General features: G+C 38.8%; 14 protein-coding genes. 5 read left to right on the plus strand and 9 right to left on the minus strand.

The genetic code is table 11. From position 1 onward, the window contains the following. Position 1: 1 nt before the first annotated feature. From Q7J54_05270 to Q7J54_05280, 3 genes are read right to left on the minus strand one after another with little or no spacing between them, the layout of a single operon-like run. Positions 2–2434, minus strand: coding sequence for a hypothetical protein (locus Q7J54_05270; protein ID MDO8740951.1), 2433 nt, complete (start codon positions 2432–2434; stop codon positions 2–4). After that, positions 2431–3471: a hypothetical protein gene (locus tag Q7J54_05275; GenBank protein MDO8740952.1), complete on the minus strand. Its 1041-nt coding sequence runs from the start codon at positions 3469–3471 to the stop codon at positions 2431–2433. The genes Q7J54_05270 and Q7J54_05275 overlap by 4 nt, the downstream gene beginning before the upstream one ends. Continuing rightward, positions 3468–3782 carry a hypothetical protein gene (locus Q7J54_05280; GenBank protein ID MDO8740953.1) on the minus strand — a complete coding sequence of 105 codons (315 nt, stop codon included), beginning with the start codon at positions 3780–3782 and terminating at the stop codon, positions 3468–3470. The genes Q7J54_05275 and Q7J54_05280 overlap by 4 nt, the downstream gene beginning before the upstream one ends. A 247-nt stretch (positions 3783–4029) precedes the next feature. Here Q7J54_05280 and Q7J54_05285 point away from each other — a divergent pair, with 247 nt between their 5' ends. Together Q7J54_05285 and Q7J54_05290 are read left to right on the plus strand one after the other, a co-directional pair. After that, on the plus strand, positions 4030–6171 hold the full coding sequence (locus Q7J54_05285) for a hypothetical protein (protein MDO8740954.1): 2142 nt from the start codon (positions 4030–4032) through the stop codon (positions 6169–6171). Positions 6172–6538: 367 nt separating this feature from the next. Beyond that, complete coding sequence (locus tag Q7J54_05290) at positions 6539–7168, plus strand: protein-L-isoaspartate(D-aspartate) O-methyltransferase (GenBank protein MDO8740955.1); 630 nt, start codon at positions 6539–6541, stop codon at positions 7166–7168. On the opposite strand, the gene Q7J54_05295 is transcribed toward Q7J54_05290, so the two are convergent. The 6 genes from Q7J54_05295 to Q7J54_05320 form a co-directional block, all read right to left on the minus strand. Then, on the minus strand, positions 7165–7293 hold the full coding sequence (locus tag Q7J54_05295; protein ID MDO8740956.1) for a hypothetical protein: 129 nt from the start codon (positions 7291–7293) through the stop codon (positions 7165–7167). The two genes, Q7J54_05290 and Q7J54_05295, sit on opposite strands and share 4 nt — an antisense overlap. 53 nt (positions 7294–7346) lie before the next feature. Then, positions 7347–8330 carry a carbohydrate kinase family protein gene (locus tag Q7J54_05300; GenBank protein MDO8740957.1) on the minus strand — a complete coding sequence of 328 codons (984 nt, stop codon included), beginning with the start codon at positions 8328–8330 and terminating at the stop codon, positions 7347–7349. Between the two features lie 80 nt (positions 8331–8410). Further along, positions 8411–8827 carry a hypothetical protein gene (locus Q7J54_05305; protein ID MDO8740958.1) on the minus strand — a complete coding sequence of 139 codons (417 nt, stop codon included), beginning with the start codon at positions 8825–8827 and terminating at the stop codon, positions 8411–8413. A 72-nt stretch (positions 8828–8899) separates the two neighbouring features. Then, positions 8900–9940 (minus strand): DNA double-strand break repair nuclease NurA, encoded by a 1041-nt coding sequence (locus Q7J54_05310; GenBank protein MDO8740959.1) that lies wholly within the window; start codon positions 9938–9940, stop codon positions 8900–8902. A gap of 162 nt (positions 9941–10102) precedes the next feature. Then, positions 10103–10330: a hypothetical protein gene (locus tag Q7J54_05315; protein ID MDO8740960.1), complete on the minus strand. Its 228-nt coding sequence runs from the start codon at positions 10328–10330 to the stop codon at positions 10103–10105. A gap of 10 nt (positions 10331–10340) precedes the next feature. After that, on the minus strand, positions 10341–11969 hold the full coding sequence (locus tag Q7J54_05320; GenBank protein MDO8740961.1) for an AarF/ABC1/UbiB kinase family protein: 1629 nt from the start codon (positions 11967–11969) through the stop codon (positions 10341–10343). A 147-nt stretch (positions 11970–12116) separates the two neighbouring features. On the opposite strand from Q7J54_05320, the gene Q7J54_05325 reads away from it, so the two are divergent. The 3 genes from Q7J54_05325 (at position 12117) to Q7J54_05335 (ending at position 16902) form a co-directional block, all read left to right on the plus strand. Continuing rightward, positions 12117–12716: a hypothetical protein gene (locus tag Q7J54_05325; GenBank protein ID MDO8740962.1), complete on the plus strand. Its 600-nt coding sequence runs from the start codon at positions 12117–12119 to the stop codon at positions 12714–12716. A 6-nt stretch (positions 12717–12722) separates the two neighbouring features. Further along, positions 12723–14954 carry a DNA topoisomerase I gene (gene topA / locus Q7J54_05330; GenBank protein ID MDO8740963.1) on the plus strand — a complete coding sequence of 744 codons (2232 nt, stop codon included), beginning with the start codon at positions 12723–12725 and terminating at the stop codon, positions 14952–14954. Positions 14955–15114: 160 nt separating this feature from the next. After that, complete coding sequence (locus Q7J54_05335) at positions 15115–16902, plus strand: S16 family serine protease (protein MDO8740964.1); 1788 nt, start codon at positions 15115–15117, stop codon at positions 16900–16902. Positions 16903–16921 lie beyond the last annotated feature (19 nt).

Raw genomic sequence — 16921 nt, forward strand, 5'->3', positions numbered from 1 at the left:
TCTAAGATCCGATCTCCATCATCTTGTTCTTGACATCAGATTCAACCAGTATCCTGAAAACATCTGTTATGCTTTTCTGCTGGTTGACCATCCCAACATGCTTCGCTGTCTCATCAATCAAATTGATGTCTCGAGTATTTATTTTTATTTTAATTGGAATATCTTCAGGTATACCATGCAAAACAAGATTGAAGAGAGCTTCATTCTTGTTGCCCTTTTCCTGATTTATGGTCGCTGTCAGTCCAGTAATCCTTTCAATATTGCTCAGCTTTTCTGAATATTGAAGCTCTTTTAGAGAGTCCTTTGTGCCATCTTTTATTGCAGATGCCAATGACCCCGGTATCATGTTGCTTGCAGCCAGCTTGTCAACAACATCGCTAAAGGACTTTAATCCCTTTTCATCAGCAGTATATACTGCATCACGCACACTATTTGCCAAGTCCTGTTCAATAATTGTTGTTGGGTCTATTTTCGAAATCAACTCCTCTGGCTTATTTCTAGCGTAGTTTATCACTCCTCTTTGGCCTTCAATATTCGTCCGTAGTACTATCTCCTGCTCAGTTATAGCCAAATCTCCAATTTGAATATTTCTGTCTTTGAAATAGCTTTTAAGAGGTCCTTCTACAATAGCACCAAAAGGAAGATTTTTTTTGCCAAGATCTGCCAACATTGTGCTAACATCAGCATCAAAAGAGATTGTATTTTTTGTCACCCAAAAGTTCACATCAGTATAAAAATCAATATTCTTGCTCTTCTTTCCAGCAACCTCAAAAAGCTTGTTATCACTGATTTCCCACATCTGTTTTCCTTTTACATTAAATCCAAATTCGATTGGCTCGATTGGCACTTTAGAGCCGACGCGCATTTGCTTTGAGAATATGTCTATCTTGTTCGCGTAAATCTTGTATTCTTCCTCCTCAACCCGCGTGTTCAACATTGTCGCGTATATCTGGCTCCCCTTTAAGTTTACAGCCATCAATAAGGGCACATCCGACTTATATTTTTTAAAATCATCCACACTATATCTGCCCTTTCCTCGTATTTCATACACTTCTTCACTGTTTTTAATTATGTCTCTGGCTTCTTGAGCTGTAAGTGGTTTAGGCAATTCCTCAACATTTTTAATGAGTGTTTTGTGAGTTCTTTCTAAAAATCCCAGATGTTTTTCGTCTTCGCTAGAAAGCTTGTCTTGTTCCTTGAGTTTCGCAATTTTTCCAGTAATCTCTTTTATTCTTTTTGCGTAATCTTCTCTTTTTTCATTTATCTCGTCCATTAAAGCACCCCTCAACTCGTCAAGGGACGGCCTTTTTACAATATTCACGCCTTTGTCATCCATTGCGTAAACAACACCATCCACGAGGCCGCCAGTTCCAATAATTTCGCCATCCTTTTCCAAGCTTACGCTGGTCTTGCCGCCAACCAGGATTTTTGAATCTTCAATTATAACTGCTCTGTCAGATACTTCCTCGCCGCATTTAAAGCACAAGCTAATATCCTTTTTCACTGCATCTTTTGAAAGCTCTTTCCCGATAATATCTTCAACAATGCTCGGCACATCTAACATGCCTATTTTTGTGTCAGTTATTGCATTAAAATCGCCTGTGATTTTATAGCCGCCATTCCTAAACTCCAATGTCGTCTTGCCATTTATCTTGGCATCAACCCTATTGTCTTTTATTTTGTAACCTATCTTCATGCCCTCAGTCATCTGCACCTTGTCTTTTTCAATATTAAACACGCCGCCATTTTGGTTGTCAATAACAAGAGAATCTCCATTGGCCATCTGGATTTTGTACTTCCCATTTTCATGCACAATCTCAGCCACATTACGATTATTTACAGTGTGTATTGTTCCTCTGTCATTTATCTCAAGGCTTCCTGTCTGCTGGTTGAAGTTTATATTCTGCTCTGCTCCTCCAGACAAAACGATTCCATTCGCATTCTGATTTGGAAGAATTACAATAAACCCATTCTCCCCATTCGGCTTTATTTTCGTTCCTTTTGGAAAAGACGAAATGTCCTGAATCGAGAAGCCCTGGGTATTTTGTATTTTCTTATCGTTAACGTTTACATTTTCGAATTCGCCATCAAATTCAACATTGCCATTAGATTTGAATTTCAAATAAGCTTTTCCGCCTTCTCCGCCAAGATTATCCGGTTGAAAATGCTGCTGCGCATAAGTCGGATATTTTGTTATATGCTCTCCAATATCCCCTTGCGTGAAATACTTCTGTCTTATGTCCTTGTCCACTAAAATGGATCCCTCGGTTTTTTCAACCGCCATATCTGGATTTTTAGTAAAAGCTTCTTGCTTATGCGCCATAATGTTTTCAGGAGTCCATGACTCTTCCTTGCTCCAGTCTACTTGCTCTCCCTGGGCGTAAACATTAGCAACTAGCAAAATAACCAATATTGCAAAAATTAACCTCTTCATTTTATATTAAACCTCAGCAATGCATAGTTCACAGTACCTTTTGAATCCGCTATATAAACCGGAACAAGGCGAAGCCCTTTATCTATTTCAGCTGGTGTAAAGCTTATTATGCCTGTAACCGCGTTAATGTTAAACATTGTTGTTTCAGACTCAAAAGTAATTGTATCATTCTCCAGATCATACGCTTCCACTTTATATAAAAATCCCTTCCCAGCGCTGATATTAAATTCTTTTTTTAGATCCTTGAATTGCGGGGCATTGTTTTCGGGCAGGAAGTATTTTGTTGTGTTAAACTGGGTTGCAAAAACAAATATATAAGGTGAATTGTCTATTTTTGACTGATTGTCAATCATAAAATAAGCTATTGTATCCAGATATTTGCCCCTTATGCTGACATCAACGTCGTACGATGAGAGCTTCTCCACGTCAATCCATTCTGGATGGTCTAATTCATCCCCAACAATATCGTCTACAATATCAAGTATATGCCCTAATCTTACATTATGCGATGCTGAAAATTCAGAGACTGTAAAGGTGCTGTCATGCCTTTGGAACTTCAATGGATAGTTCAGTGTAATTATTGCTTTGTTTTCTAAAATCGCTGTATTTGCTTTTATATTCCCCCTTGTAACATTATAACCCAAATCAGCCAAAAAGCTAAAGTTAATGCAGCCATCTATGCTTCTATCGATATATTTGGAAATTTCCTTGCCAACCTCTTCTTTTGAAGGAACAATTACCAGATCATCATAATACAAATAAGCAATATCGAAAAAGAAATTTGATGCATAAAATGGCGGATCTAGGTAGCCTCCTCCAAACCCGATTTCAACCAACGCACCTTTGCCAACCAAGCCGAGGCAGCTTTCGACATATTCTTTTATAGCCCTCTCCTGCGGCGATAATTGCCTTGTTTCCTCTGACTTAGCCTCAAGCTTTTCTTCTATTGAAGAATAATAAGAATAAATAAAGAATGCTACTCCTACCAAAAGCACAATTCCGAGCGTTATGTAAATCGTTATCTGCGCTTTCTTCATTTTTTCTTCTCCAAATATGCTTTAACCCTCTCATCGCCCTTCGGCTCTGCTTTTTTCCCAAGCTCATAATACACTTTCTCAGCTTCATTGCCCCATGAGTATTCTCCTTTTTCTACTTTAACTTTCTCAATCTGTATCTCTCCTGTCTGCATCCCTTTTTTAAGGTGATAATAAATTGAGCGCATTGTAACCTTTGGAAATATTTCTCTATAAATTCTATAAATGTCATAGCCATATCCTTTTTTAATGAAATAAAGAATCTCAATGATGTTCTGCCTTATCTCGCTTTTTACCGGGCGTCCTCGTGGCATATTGTTCCTTTTCTGCTTTGATTTAAATATTTTTCGTATTTATTTTCAATAGTGAAAATAATTAACCTTAAATACCATATTCGCCATAATGCCATTCTATGAAAAACCAGGCTAATAGAATTCTGGGAAAAAGACGAATAGCATAGAAAAATATATATAGGAGCTTATTAGAAAGCCATTAGGATTTAGTTATAAACTAATGTCCTATAAGACAAAAATTTTAAATTTAGTTTAGATGTGTTTCAAAATGTTAAACAAAAGAGGCAGGTTTCTGAGCATTTTGGTTTTAATTTTCTTGGTTCTTCTTACGGTTGCTTATGCTGGCCAGGCTGCAATCAATTCGGGCAATGACAGCAAATGCAGTATAAAGGATTTTCCAGGGCTATTCAAATACGATGAAGGGAAAAACAAGAACTTAGCAACTGCGTTATATTCAATTAGCATTTCTTTCAAGGAACAAAATGTAAAAATCACTCCGAAATTATTGGCTGCGGTAATGGCAACGCTTGAAAAGGAAGTTGGCGCGGAAAACTTTCTGCCGGTTGAGGAAAATGGAGATTATGGGCAAGGAGGCGACTGCACTTATAAGATAAGCGGAAAATGCAGAAAAAATTCTTACGATGGAGGAGTGGATTATAAGGGAAGAGGTTATATTCAGATAACGCACAAGGAGAATTATGCAAAGTACTGCGGCCAGGAGTGTGTTGGAAATTCAACTCCGGAACTGGATGTATGCGGCTGCAAAAACAAGAAGCACTGCGCCCAAACTGACGAGAGTTTATGCCCGCAGCTCAAGGCGCTGCGTCCAGAGTATGCTGGAAAAATATTTGCCTCATATTATGTCGGAACTAAATACAAAAACAGCAATCTTGTCCAGCTGGCAGAAAAAGAGGATTACCTGACGATTGGCGAAAAGATAAATGGCGGGCAGGGCTACGCTGATGACTTTGCCAAAAAAGCAGGCAATTATCTCCGGCTATTTAAATCAGACAAGAAAACCTCACAGTTGCTGGGTTGCCTGGACATCAGCACAGAAGGATACTGCGGTGAGAATTCAAATTGCGAGCCAGGAAAAGAATGCAACTTGAGCACTCACACATGCCAATACAAGCAAGCGCCTGAAGTGCCGGGCCCAATAGGATGCCCGAATGCATATTTATTTTCGTGCAATGACCCAGTAAGTTATGTTATCAAAAAAATTATGCCTGTCATTTTCAATAAAATTGTGCGCGAATGCTCTGAAGGATACATTTACGGAAAAGACAGGCGTTGTCATTCAGAATGCGGCACTGGCGGAACATACTGCGCAGGAAATTCAGAATGCTTTAATGGCAATTGCTTTGATTGCGATATAGGCTATTACTTAGAAACAGATGGATTTTGTTATCCAGAACCTGCAACCACCTGTGACCCTGGGTATATTTTAGGCAACGATGGCTTCTGTCATCCAGAATGCGGCAACAGCGGAACATACTGCATAGGAAATTCACAATGCTACAGCGGACAATGTGTAGGCTGCGACCCAGGATACTACCTAGCAATAGATGGGTATTGTTATCCTGAAAATGGCGGCGAAGATACAATCTGCCCTGAAAGCTACATCTACGGAGACGATGGATTATGCTATCCTGAAGATGGAGGTACTTGCGATCCAGGATATTACCTAGCAATAGACGGATTATGCTACCCAGAAAATGGAGGTGATTGCGAACCGGGATATTACCTAGCAATAGACGGATTATGCTATCCTGAAAATGAAGGATCAAGCTGCGATCCAGGATACATCCCGGGAGCAGATGATTACTGCCACCTAGAATGCGGCAACAGCGGAACATACTGCCTTGGAGATTCAGAATGCTTCAACAACCAATGCACAGCCTGCGATCCAGGATATTACCTAGCAATAGACGGATTATGCTATCCTGAAGGAGGTACTTGCGAACCAGGCTATTACTTTGCAATAGATGGATTATGCTATCCTGAAGATGGAGGTACTTGCGAACCAGGATATTACCTAGCAATAGACGGATTATGCTACCCAGATACTTCTTGTAATTTTGGGTATATTTTAGGCGAGGATGGGTTATGCCACAAAGAATGCGGGATCAGCGACACATACTGCATAGGCGATTCCACGTGCTACATGGGGCAATGCATTTCTTGTGAATCAGGTTATTATCTTGCAACAGATGGGTATTGTTATCCTGAAGGAGGCTCTTGTGAATCAGGTTATTATCTTGCAACAGATGGGTATTGTTATCCTGAAGGAGGCTCTTGTGAATCAGGTTATTATCTTGCAACAGATGGATACTGCTACCCAGAGAATGGAGGATTAAGTTGCAATCCAGGTTATTATCTTGCAACAGATGGATACTGCTATCCGTACTGAGTGCGAGCTGATGTCCGCATTAATTTGTATATGGCTTTCCAGGTCATGTATACTTTCTAATCGTCTAACACTTGAAAATGATATTGTCAAAAACCACCCATCATAGATGGGTGGCATGTAGCTACGTTCCATCGCATCAGGTGGTTTTTGAGCATGCTCAGAATTTTCCACATACAAAAAAGGTTGGCTTTCTGCCACCAGTCAAAGACTGGATGGAAAATTCTGACATTTTTAAGCCAATAAAATTTATTTAAACTAAAGTATGTCACCCGAACTTCAGGTGGACTTATTAGTGAATGGTGGTTCTTGACATCTATACTAGCGAAACCATTATAAAGATAAAATAAAAGTTTAAGCCATATATACCATGAAAAACCGGCTAATAGAATTCTGGAAAAAAGAAAAAATTGTAAAAAACGAAAAAGTATTGGAAGCGTTCAAAGCAGTTCCTCGCGAATTGTTCATTCTTGGCGGCTATGAACATGAAGCTTATGGAGATTATCCTTTGCCGATTCAAGCAGGCCAGACAATATCGCAGCCGACAACTGTGATGATAATGACTGATGCACTCAATGTTAAAGAAGGACAAAAAATTCTTGAAATTGGAACAGGCTCAGGCTATCAAGCCGCGATATTAGCTGATCTCGTAGGTAAAAAAGGGAAAGTAATAACAACAGAAATAATAAAAGAATTAGTTGAATTCTCAAAAAACAACATAGGAAAATTAAAAATAAAAAACATAAAAATCCTGCATAGTGATGGAAGTGAAGGCTACATTAAAGAAGCACTGTATGACCGAATAATCGTCACTGCAGCCTGTCCGAAGATTCCGCAGCCACTGGTTGATCAGCTCAAGGAAGGCGGAATAATTGTTGCGCCAGTTGAAAGCATTCTGGGCCAGGAAATGGTAAAAGGCATTAAAAAGAACGGCAAATTAATAACAGCATCGCTTGGATATTTCAGTTTTGTTCCATTAAAGGGAAAGCACGGTTATTAGAGCCCAACATCTACCCTGCACTTGCAGTACTGGCAGAAAACAGCTGTTACGCCTTCGCTCAAATTAGCGCGGATATCATTGCTGCATGAAGGGCATTTATAGACCATTGATTCCTGTTCAGCCATAAAATGCAGAAGATGGTTTTTATTTAAAGCTTTTGTTTAAAAAGCTAGGAACATTAGTGACTCTGCTTTTGCTTTGTTATTTTTCCGGGGTTCTTATTTATCATTTCCACTATTTCCTTCCAATGCAACAGTTTATTTTTAGCCCCGGGATGAGTTATAACAGATTCAGAATTTGCAATACCTAGCTGCAGGCAAAATTCAATGCTTTTTCCTTTCATCAACCCAGCAACAAACGAAGCTGCAAATGCATCTCCTGCGCCAGTCGCCTCTACAACCTTGATATGATGCGCCGCAATATGATATGAATACTTTCCATCATAGCAATAGGCTCCTTTTTTCCCATCTGTTATCACAACAATGCCCGCTATAAGTTTTTTTAATTTTTTTAATAAAACTGCAATATCTTCGCTTTTTCCGGCTATATAGCCTGCTTCCTCTTTATTCAGAATTAATACATCTATATTTCTCAGCAGTTTTCCTAAAAACCCGACTCCTTTTTCAGCCAGATAAGCGCTGGGGTTGAATGCTGTCTTTATATTGTTCCTAACAGCAAAATCAGCCAGCTTTTCAACTGTTTTATATGACTCGTTAAGCATTGACCCGATATAAAACCACTTCGTTTTTAACTTTGATTTTTTAACTTCATTATAGCGCAGGTCATCATTCGATCCTTTAAACGCCAAAATCGTCCTGTCATGCCCCTTTGCATCAAGTATAATTGAAAAGCCCGTCCTTCCTTTCGGAGAACAAATAATTAAGCTTGTATCAACATGCTCTTTTTTCAGGGCATTTATTATCCTCTGCGAGTTCGTTCCGCATCCAGCCTTGCTTACACAGGCAGCCTTGAACCCCAATCTTGAAAATACAGTTGCTGTGTTTGTTCCTGCTCCGCCTGTATCAACCCTTACATTTTCAATAAGAATTTTCGATCCAAAAGGAACCCTTACACATCCCCTATGAACATCTTGAAAAAGCCTGTTTCCTGTATCAACAAAAGTATCAACAACAGCAGAGCCGATTGTTATGACATCGTACATTTTATATTCTGAATTAACCTCATTTATAAAGCTTTTTATAAAAATCTAAAGAAAATAAAAATAAAAAATAAAATAAAAATCTACTTTGATTTGGCCATGTCAACGATCTCTTTCAATGAGACCACGATGACAGCAGGTACAACAATCGCCATTATGTACTTCACTATGCTATCGATATAATTACCGATATATAGTATTTCCTTTAGTCCTGCTGCTCCTCCTCCTACGTACAATACAATAGCCAATATTGCTGAAACCGTCAAGAACTGCATTGTCTCTTTTCCTGTTACATTCAAGAATCCTATTACCAGTCCCAATATCACAAGTATTGAAACCAGATATGGTTCAGCAGGTTGCAATGCTTCTAGACCGCCTAACAGGCCCAGCACTAATGCAATAATTATGCCCACTATGAAGGCATACTCTCCTACTTTTTTGTCCATTTTATGAACACCTCCTTTTTTTAACCAAAAGCATCGCTTCTGATTTATAAGCATATATACCCTAGAATATGTGATATATAAAGGTTTCGGAAATTGTTTATAAAGAAGAGGTTTTTGAACTTTTTGCTAAAAACCCATTTTATCCAGAATCTCATGCAGGTTCCTTGTATTCAGGAACGCAGCTATCTTCTTCCAGTCTTTTCCTGCCTTGACAGCAAATGCCATCTTCAGCGCCTCTTTTTCCTCATTTGTGATCCTCGCAAACTTGTCCGCTTCTATCATGCCATAAGGATAGCCTGGCAGCACAGGGTCAGAAGCATTAAGTGAAAGGCCTGAAACTATGCCGGCAATATCGAATTTAACGTTTTTATAAGCCTCAAATCTAAGGTTGTAGCTTGATCTTTCATCTAATTTAACAATAAACAGCTCTGCCTTGTGCTTTTCGCTGTTTATTTCAGCAACAGGATGATAAACCCATTTCTTATAAGGTGAAATGCCATCAAGCAAGGCAATATACGATCCTCCGGTTTCAGTGAACAATGTTGAAGTCTTGGAAAGCGCTGTTATTATTATGCCTCTTTCTTCGGCTTCATTATAAAGCATCTCCAGTACATTTTTTTCATTCGTATAATTTGCCTGCAATGTGCCGTCCAAAACTATAACGTCATTTGCTTCTAGATCTTTTGCAGTCTCTAGTGCAAGCTTTATCTCAGAGAATCTTCTTATCACATCGCCTATTTTTGATATGCTTATCTGGTTGTTTCCTTCTTTTATCGTGGCATCGTAGGAATCAAATGAAAAGGATTCAATATCAAAATTCACAGGAAATATTTCTGTCTTATAAAAAATATTGCCGCCATCATTCAGCGAATTGATCAATAAATAAAATTCAAATTTCTCTGCTTTGATCCTTTTATTTTTTTCATAGATCGTATAATAAAGCCTTATCAGCTGCAGAGAAAAGTTAGAGGCAGACAGTATCTCCGCATTGCCTCCGTCAATAAAGGCAATCTTGTTTTTATTATTGGCAGTTTTGATCTCCTTAAAATTATCTTTAGAAACCTTGACCGGCTTGTATGCCTTGTCTGAAAACATGCAGTAGCTTCCCTGGTTTTCTGTGTCTGTATTCAGGAATCTTATTATCTTTTCAAATATCTCGGAATTCATGAATACAGAGTGTTTTGCCTATTTATAAAGATTTGTTCAAAACCTATACTCGCAGACAAAATAATTTGTAATAATTGTCTGCTTGTAATATCCCAGAGGGATACAAAAAACGCAAAGCGTTTTTTCGTAAGCAAATGACATAGTTTTGTATAAATAATTGTGTCATTTGCTATATCTCAGCACTCTCTTGGCCAGTTTCCTCAGGTTCTTTTCAATCCCTTTGCTCTGCTTCTCTGCTTCGTTCATTATCTTGAGCAGCAATGCAAATCCGTCTTTTTTCGGTAATATGCCTTTCTTCATCAGGTATTTTATCTCCCTCTCTGCAATGCCTTTTGTTATTGAAACTGCTTTTATCCCGAGCTTTGCTATTTTCTTCGCTTCTTTTATCATTTTTCACCTCCTAATATTTTCCTTCCCTTAAAATTGATATTATTAATACTGCACCCAACACAAAAACAACAGCCATCCCGGCAAATGCATATGACTCGTACTGTGTTTTCATAAGCAGAGCCATACCAATTACAATTGCCCCGATTATCATGCCTAATGCCAATCTGTTGCTCGACTTATCTATTTCCATGCCGAGTTTCTTGATCTCTTCGTCCTCTATATCGATCTTTATCTTGCCTGCTGCTGCCTTGTCAAGCAATTCTTTTGCCTTCTCAGGAAAATCATCAAGTATCTCTTTTATCTCCCTGCCTTTCTTCAAGAATGATCTGATAAGCTCACTGGGCCTTGCCCTGCTAACCAGAATTTTTTTGACATATGGCTTAGCATACTCGTTGATATCAAACTCAGGGTCTATCAGCTTGGCAGATCCTTCTAATGTCACAAATGCCTTTGCAAACAAAACAATATTCGTAGGCATTTTTATATTGTGCTTAAAGCAAAGGTTCAGCAGATTGCGCATCATACTGGTCATATTCATCTGCTTTATCTGCGCGCCGCGCCATTCATTGATTACTTCAGTAATTTCATCCTCAAATGTTTCTAAGCCAGTGGCATTATCGGATTTCCCGATTTTCATCAATAAGTTTTTTACTTCTCTGGAATCCTTTTCCATTATTGCTATGAACAAATCCAATGACTGGTTCTTAAGCTGCTTGCTCATATAGCCCACTATCCCAAAATCAAGGAATGCTAGTTTATGGTCTGTCAGCAGTATGTTTCCTGGGTGAAGGTCTGCATGGAAAAATCCGTCTTCAAACACCTGCTTCAATATGGCATCAGCAGCTATTTTTTCTATCAGCTTTCTGTCAATCTTCTTGGTTTTTATCTCTTTCAGCTTTGTTCCTTTGATGCACTCCATCGTCAATACTCTGCTTGTTGTGTAATCCAGGTAGACTTTTGGAATTTTGATTGTTTTTGAGTTTTCAAAATTCTGGTAGAACTGGTCTATGTTTCTTCCTTCAAGAACATAATCCAGCTCTTTTTTTGTATATTTTTCAAATTCATTCACAATCTCTGTTGGTGTAATATTCGGGAATTTCCTGCCTTTTTCAATCATCTTTGCAAAGGTATAAAGAATATCAATATCAGCCTTCATCATCTGATCAATATGAGGCCGCTGCACTTTCACAACAACCTTCTTGTTGTTTTTCAGCACTGCTTCATGCACCTGGCCGATAGATGCAGAGCCGATAGGTGTTTCATTGAAAGACTTGAAGATTTTATTTAATGGTTTTTTCAATTCCTTTTCAACTATTTTTTTAACTTCGGAAAACGGAAAAGCCGGCACATCATCCTGCAGCTTCTGGAATTCCTCGCAGTATTCAAAAGGAACCAGATCCGGCCTTAAGCTAAGCAGCTGCCCCAGCTTTACAAAAGTTCCCCCCAATTCCTCAAATGCCTGCCTCCATTTCACTTCCGGCTTTGACGGCGCAATAAATTTGTGCCTCATCAGTTTTTTATGGAATGGCAGATAAATATGCAAGCCATGCTTTTCAAGAAAATAGCCGAGCCTGTTTTTGAACAAAACATTCAGCACATGGTAGAATCTTCCAAGATCTCTCATATCCTCTTTTATCATAGCGCATAATGAACAGAGGTTGTTTATAAGGTTTTTTGTTGTTGCTATAAAAAGCCAATAGTCTCGTATTAAATCAGGGATTTTCTAAACTTGAAAACAAAACCTTTATATATGACTATCAACTAACAGTTGACAACTATCAACAAAATGGAGACAGCAAAAACAACCAGCAGGATTTTGAAATTAATATTCAAGGATTTTGCTACAAGGCATACTGTAACCACACTCTCAAAAGAAATAGGCATGAGCAGATGGGGTGTATGGAAGGTCCTTAGAAAACTCGAATCTGAAAAAATCCTTATCTTATCCCCTGTTGGCTCTGGAAAAACAAGCACCCATACAATCAGCCTGAACTGGGAAAATCCGATTGTTGAAAAAATGCTGGCCATGATCCTTACAGAAGAAACATTGAAAAATCAAAGATGGGTAAGCAGCTTTTCAGAGTTTGAGGGAAAAGCAAAATTCAGCATAATCTATGGCGGCATTCTGAACAAGCCAAAAGAAGCGAATGACATTGATATAGTAAGCGTGATCTCAAATAGGAAAAACTTTATACAGATTGAGAAAATAACAGCTAATTTGCAGAAGACCCAGGTTAAGAAGGTCCATTCGTTAAATTTCACAGAAGCAGAATTCAAAAGTGAATTAAAAAAGCCAAATAAGGCGTTTATTGACGCTGTAAAAAAAGGAGTTGTATTATTTGGGCAGGACAGTTTCATCAGATTTATAAAGGGCTTGGCAAAATGACTAAAAATGGTTGAACTAATAATAACCGAAAAGCCTGCAGCAGCATTGAAGATAGCTGAGGCTCTTGCCGACGGAAAAGCGATAAAGGAATCGAACTTGGGAGTGCCTTATTACAAAGTAACCCATGGCAAAAACGACATCATTGTGGCATGCGCAGTAGGCCATCTCTATGGATTGGCTGAAAAAGAGAAGGGAAAATGGACTTATCCAGTTTTCGATATCGAATGGAAGCCGACTTCTGAAACAAATAAAGGAGCTGCATTCTCAAAAAAATACCTTCAGACAATCAAAAAGCTTTCAAAGGAAGCAAAAACATTTACGGTTGCAACTGATTATGATATTGAAGGCGAGGTCATCGGCCTGAATGTAATCCGATTCATCTGCAATCAAAAAGATGCTGCAAGAATGAAATTCTCAACATTAACAAAGCCTGATTTAATTGAAGCTTATGAGAACAAGGCAAAAACATTAAACTGGGGCCAGGCAATGGCCGGCGAGACAAGGCATGAATTGGATTGGTATTGGGGCATCAACACGAGCAGGGCATTGACAGCTGCGATAAAAGCAGGCGGGATGTTCAAGATAATGAGTTCAGGCAGAGTTCAAGGCCCGGCACTGAAAATAATTGTTGACAAAGAAAAAGAAATAAAAAATTTCAAGCCTGTTCCGTTCTGGCAGATCGATCTCAAAGGCAATGTAAACAAGGGAGACATAACAGCATTGCACAAAGAAGACAAGTTCTGGGAAAAGGAAAAAGCAGAAGCTGTAATGCACAAAGTTAAATCTGAGAAAAAAGGCCTTGTGCAGGAAGTCAAAAAAACACAGTTCAACCAAAAAGCTCCTGTTCCTTTTGACCTGACAGCGCTGCAGATAGAAGCTTACCACATCTTCAAGATACAGCCGAAGGAAACATTGGAAATCGCGCAAAATCTCTATCTTGCCGGATTAATATCTTATCCAAGAACATCAAGCCAACAGCTTCCTTTTGTCTTGAATTTTAAAAAGATTTTAAAAAATTTAAGCTCAAATGAAAGCTACAAAAAATTAGCGCAGCTTTTGCTTGCAAAAGAAAAATTAATCCCCAACAACGGCAAAAAAACCGATCCTGCTCATCCTGCTGTCCATCCCACAGGAGAATATCCAAAAAAGATTGATGCGAGGGAATATAAAATATATGATTTGATTGTAAAAAGGTTTTTTGCAACATTCGGCGAGGATGCAGTAAGAGAGACTGTAGCAGTCGACATAAATGTTAAAAATGAGATTTTTATTGCAAAAGGAACAAGGACAATAGCAAAAGGATGGCATGTTTTATACGAGCCTTATGTCACATTAAAAGAAGAGGAGCTTCCTCCGATAAACAAGAGCGATATTGTAAATATAGATAAAATAACAATGTATGACAAAGAAACACAACCTCCTGCGAGATTCACTCCAGCTTCAATTATAAAAGAGCTTGAAAAAAGAAACCTCGGAACAAAATCTACAAGAGCGCAGATCATTGACACCCTGTCACAAAGGGGATACACAACAGGAAAAGTTATTGAAGCTACTGATTTGGGAATTAAAACAGTTGAAACTTTGGAAAAATATTCTCCTTTGATCCTTGATGAAGAACTGACAAGGCATTTTGAAGAAGAGATGGAAGAAATAAGAGAGCAGAAGAAAAAGCCCAAGGAAATTCTTGAAGAAGCAAAAGCTGCTTTGATAAAAATCCTCAATGAATTTAAGGGAAAGGAAAAGAAGATTGGCGAGGGCTTGAAAGACACTTATCAGGAGCAGCTAAGGCAGGAAAGCGAAATTGGAAAATGCCCTAAATGCGAAAAGGGGACATTAAAGATGAGAAAAGGCCGCTTTGGAAGATTCATTGCATGCGACCAATATCCTGAATGCAAGACAACATTCAAGCTTCCTTCTTCAGGATTGATCAAGCCATCTGAAAAGATATGCGAGCAATGCAAATATCCGATGATAATGGTGATCATGAAAGGCAAAAGGCCGCAGGAAATCTGCATCAACAAGGAATGCCCCTCAAAGCAAATAATGGATGCAGCTTTGAAAAAAGAAGCTGAAAAGATCGAATCAGGCAAAATAGAAAGGAAATGCCCGAAATGCGGAACAGGCAATCTTGTTCTGAGAAAAAGTGTATATGGGTCATTCTATGGCTGCTCAACTTATCCCAAGTGCAGGCATATAGAAAAGATAGAGACTAAATCACAAAATGTCAAAAATTTTTAACCAGTTTGTAAGTGGTGGCAAAAATCGATCAAGCTCCAGAATATGGAAAATTTTTGAGCATGATCAAGAACCACCTGATACGGCGAATAGCGGCAACATTGCACATACCTTTGGTGAGTGGTTCTTGACATATAAAAACTCAAAATTTTTCTTAATTACTATGAAAAAGCTTGTACTTTTACTGTTACTCCTCTTAGCCATTCCCCTGGCTTATGCCAAAACAGGCAGTACAACGCTGCTTGCTGTTTCAGAGACAGACGGCGGCTTTATAGGCAGCACTGCTGATCTCTATATCGAAATAAAAGAAGGCACAGGCAGGGTTTTTATTGATTCTTATCCGTTGACAAAGTTTGACACGCAGTTCTCGACAAGATTTGCAAAAAGCGTTGCATGCGATTTTCTGAACAAAGACTGCAGCAGATATGACTTTTTCTACACAATAAGGGCAGACGCGCCGATAATAGGCGGGCCAAGCGCCGGTGCTGCAATGGCTGTTTTGACTGTTGCTGTGCTTGATGACCTGAAGCTGAGGGAAGATATTGCAATGACAGGAACAATAAACTCAGGCGGAATAATAGGCGCTGTCGGCGGAATAAAGGAAAAAACAGAGGCAGCTGCAAATGCGAGCATAAAAAAAGTGCTGATTCCTGAAGGTGAAAGATTTGTCGGCGAGGAAGGCAACAAGACAGATATCATTGAATATGGAAAAAAGATCGGAATAGATGTTGTTGAAATTCTCAGCTTGAATGACGCGGTATATGAATTTACAGGAAAGAAATACAGTGATGGAGTTGAAGCAATCAACATAACAGCAGACTATGAGGGAACAATGAGAAACATTTCAATAGACCTGTGCTCAAGGGCAGATTCCTTAAAAGCCAGCTTAAATGTTTCTGGGCAGAATGATGTTTTGGAGGCTGCAATTAATTCCAGCGAAAGGGGAAAAAATGCCTTCAGCCAGAAGAAATATTATTCTTCTGCTTCCTTCTGTTTCAGCGCAAATATAAAATACAATTATCTCAGCATAAAAGACATTAATGAGAGCAAATTAAGGGAAAAGCTCAACAGCACATCTGCCGAACTAAAAAAGCGCGAGGAAAAGCTAAAAAATGATTATAAAACAATAAACGATCTGGAAACATACATCATTGTAAAAGAGCGGATTGATGAAGTGAATGATTACCTTAACCTGAGCCTGGCAAGCCTTGGCGGGCAAGAACTGGATGACAGCGCATACTATCTTGCATATTCAATCGAAAGGCTCTACACAGTTAATTCCTGGTCTTTCTTTTTTGGAAAAAGCGGCATAAAGCTCGATATTGACGCTCAGATGCTCAGGGATTCCTGCACTCAGAAAATAGTTGAGGCCCAGGAGCGCTTTGATTACGTTGCCTTGTTTGTTCCTGTTGCCAATTTAGGCCAGATCAGCAATGAATTAGAAAACGCAAAGCAGGATCAAAAAAACGAAAACAACGAGCTTTGCCTTTTCAAAGCTTCAAAAGCGAAAGCGCAGGTTGATGTTGTAATGATGTCCATCGGCATAAGCGGGCAGAATTTAAGCAACATAATAAACAAGAAACTGGAGCTGGTGAACAGGCAGATATTGAAGGAAACAAATAAGGGAATCTTTCCAATATTGGGCTACAGCTATTATGAATACGCAAAGGAACTGAAAGAAGAAGATCCTTATTCCTCTCTTCTGTTTTCAGAATACGCCCTTGAACTGAGCAATCTGGATATTTATTTCAAAAAAGAAGAGATCCCCTACATATTCAGGAAAAAAATAGATATTGACTATAATTTAGTTATTATTTTTGTTTCAGGTATTTTAGTCGGCTTTGTTCTAAGGAGCCTTGTAGTGAAGGTAAAAAATAAATCCAAGAAATCTGTTAAATTAAACCTTAGAAGCAAGCCTCTTTCGAAGCTCGCTTCCAGGAAAAAGAGGTGATCATAAACCAGGGCAAACG

It is taken from the genome of Candidatus Woesearchaeota archaeon (assembly GCA_030651135.1).
In the GTDB taxonomy this organism is placed as follows: Archaea; Nanobdellota; Nanobdellia; order Woesearchaeales; family JACPBO01; genus JACPBO01.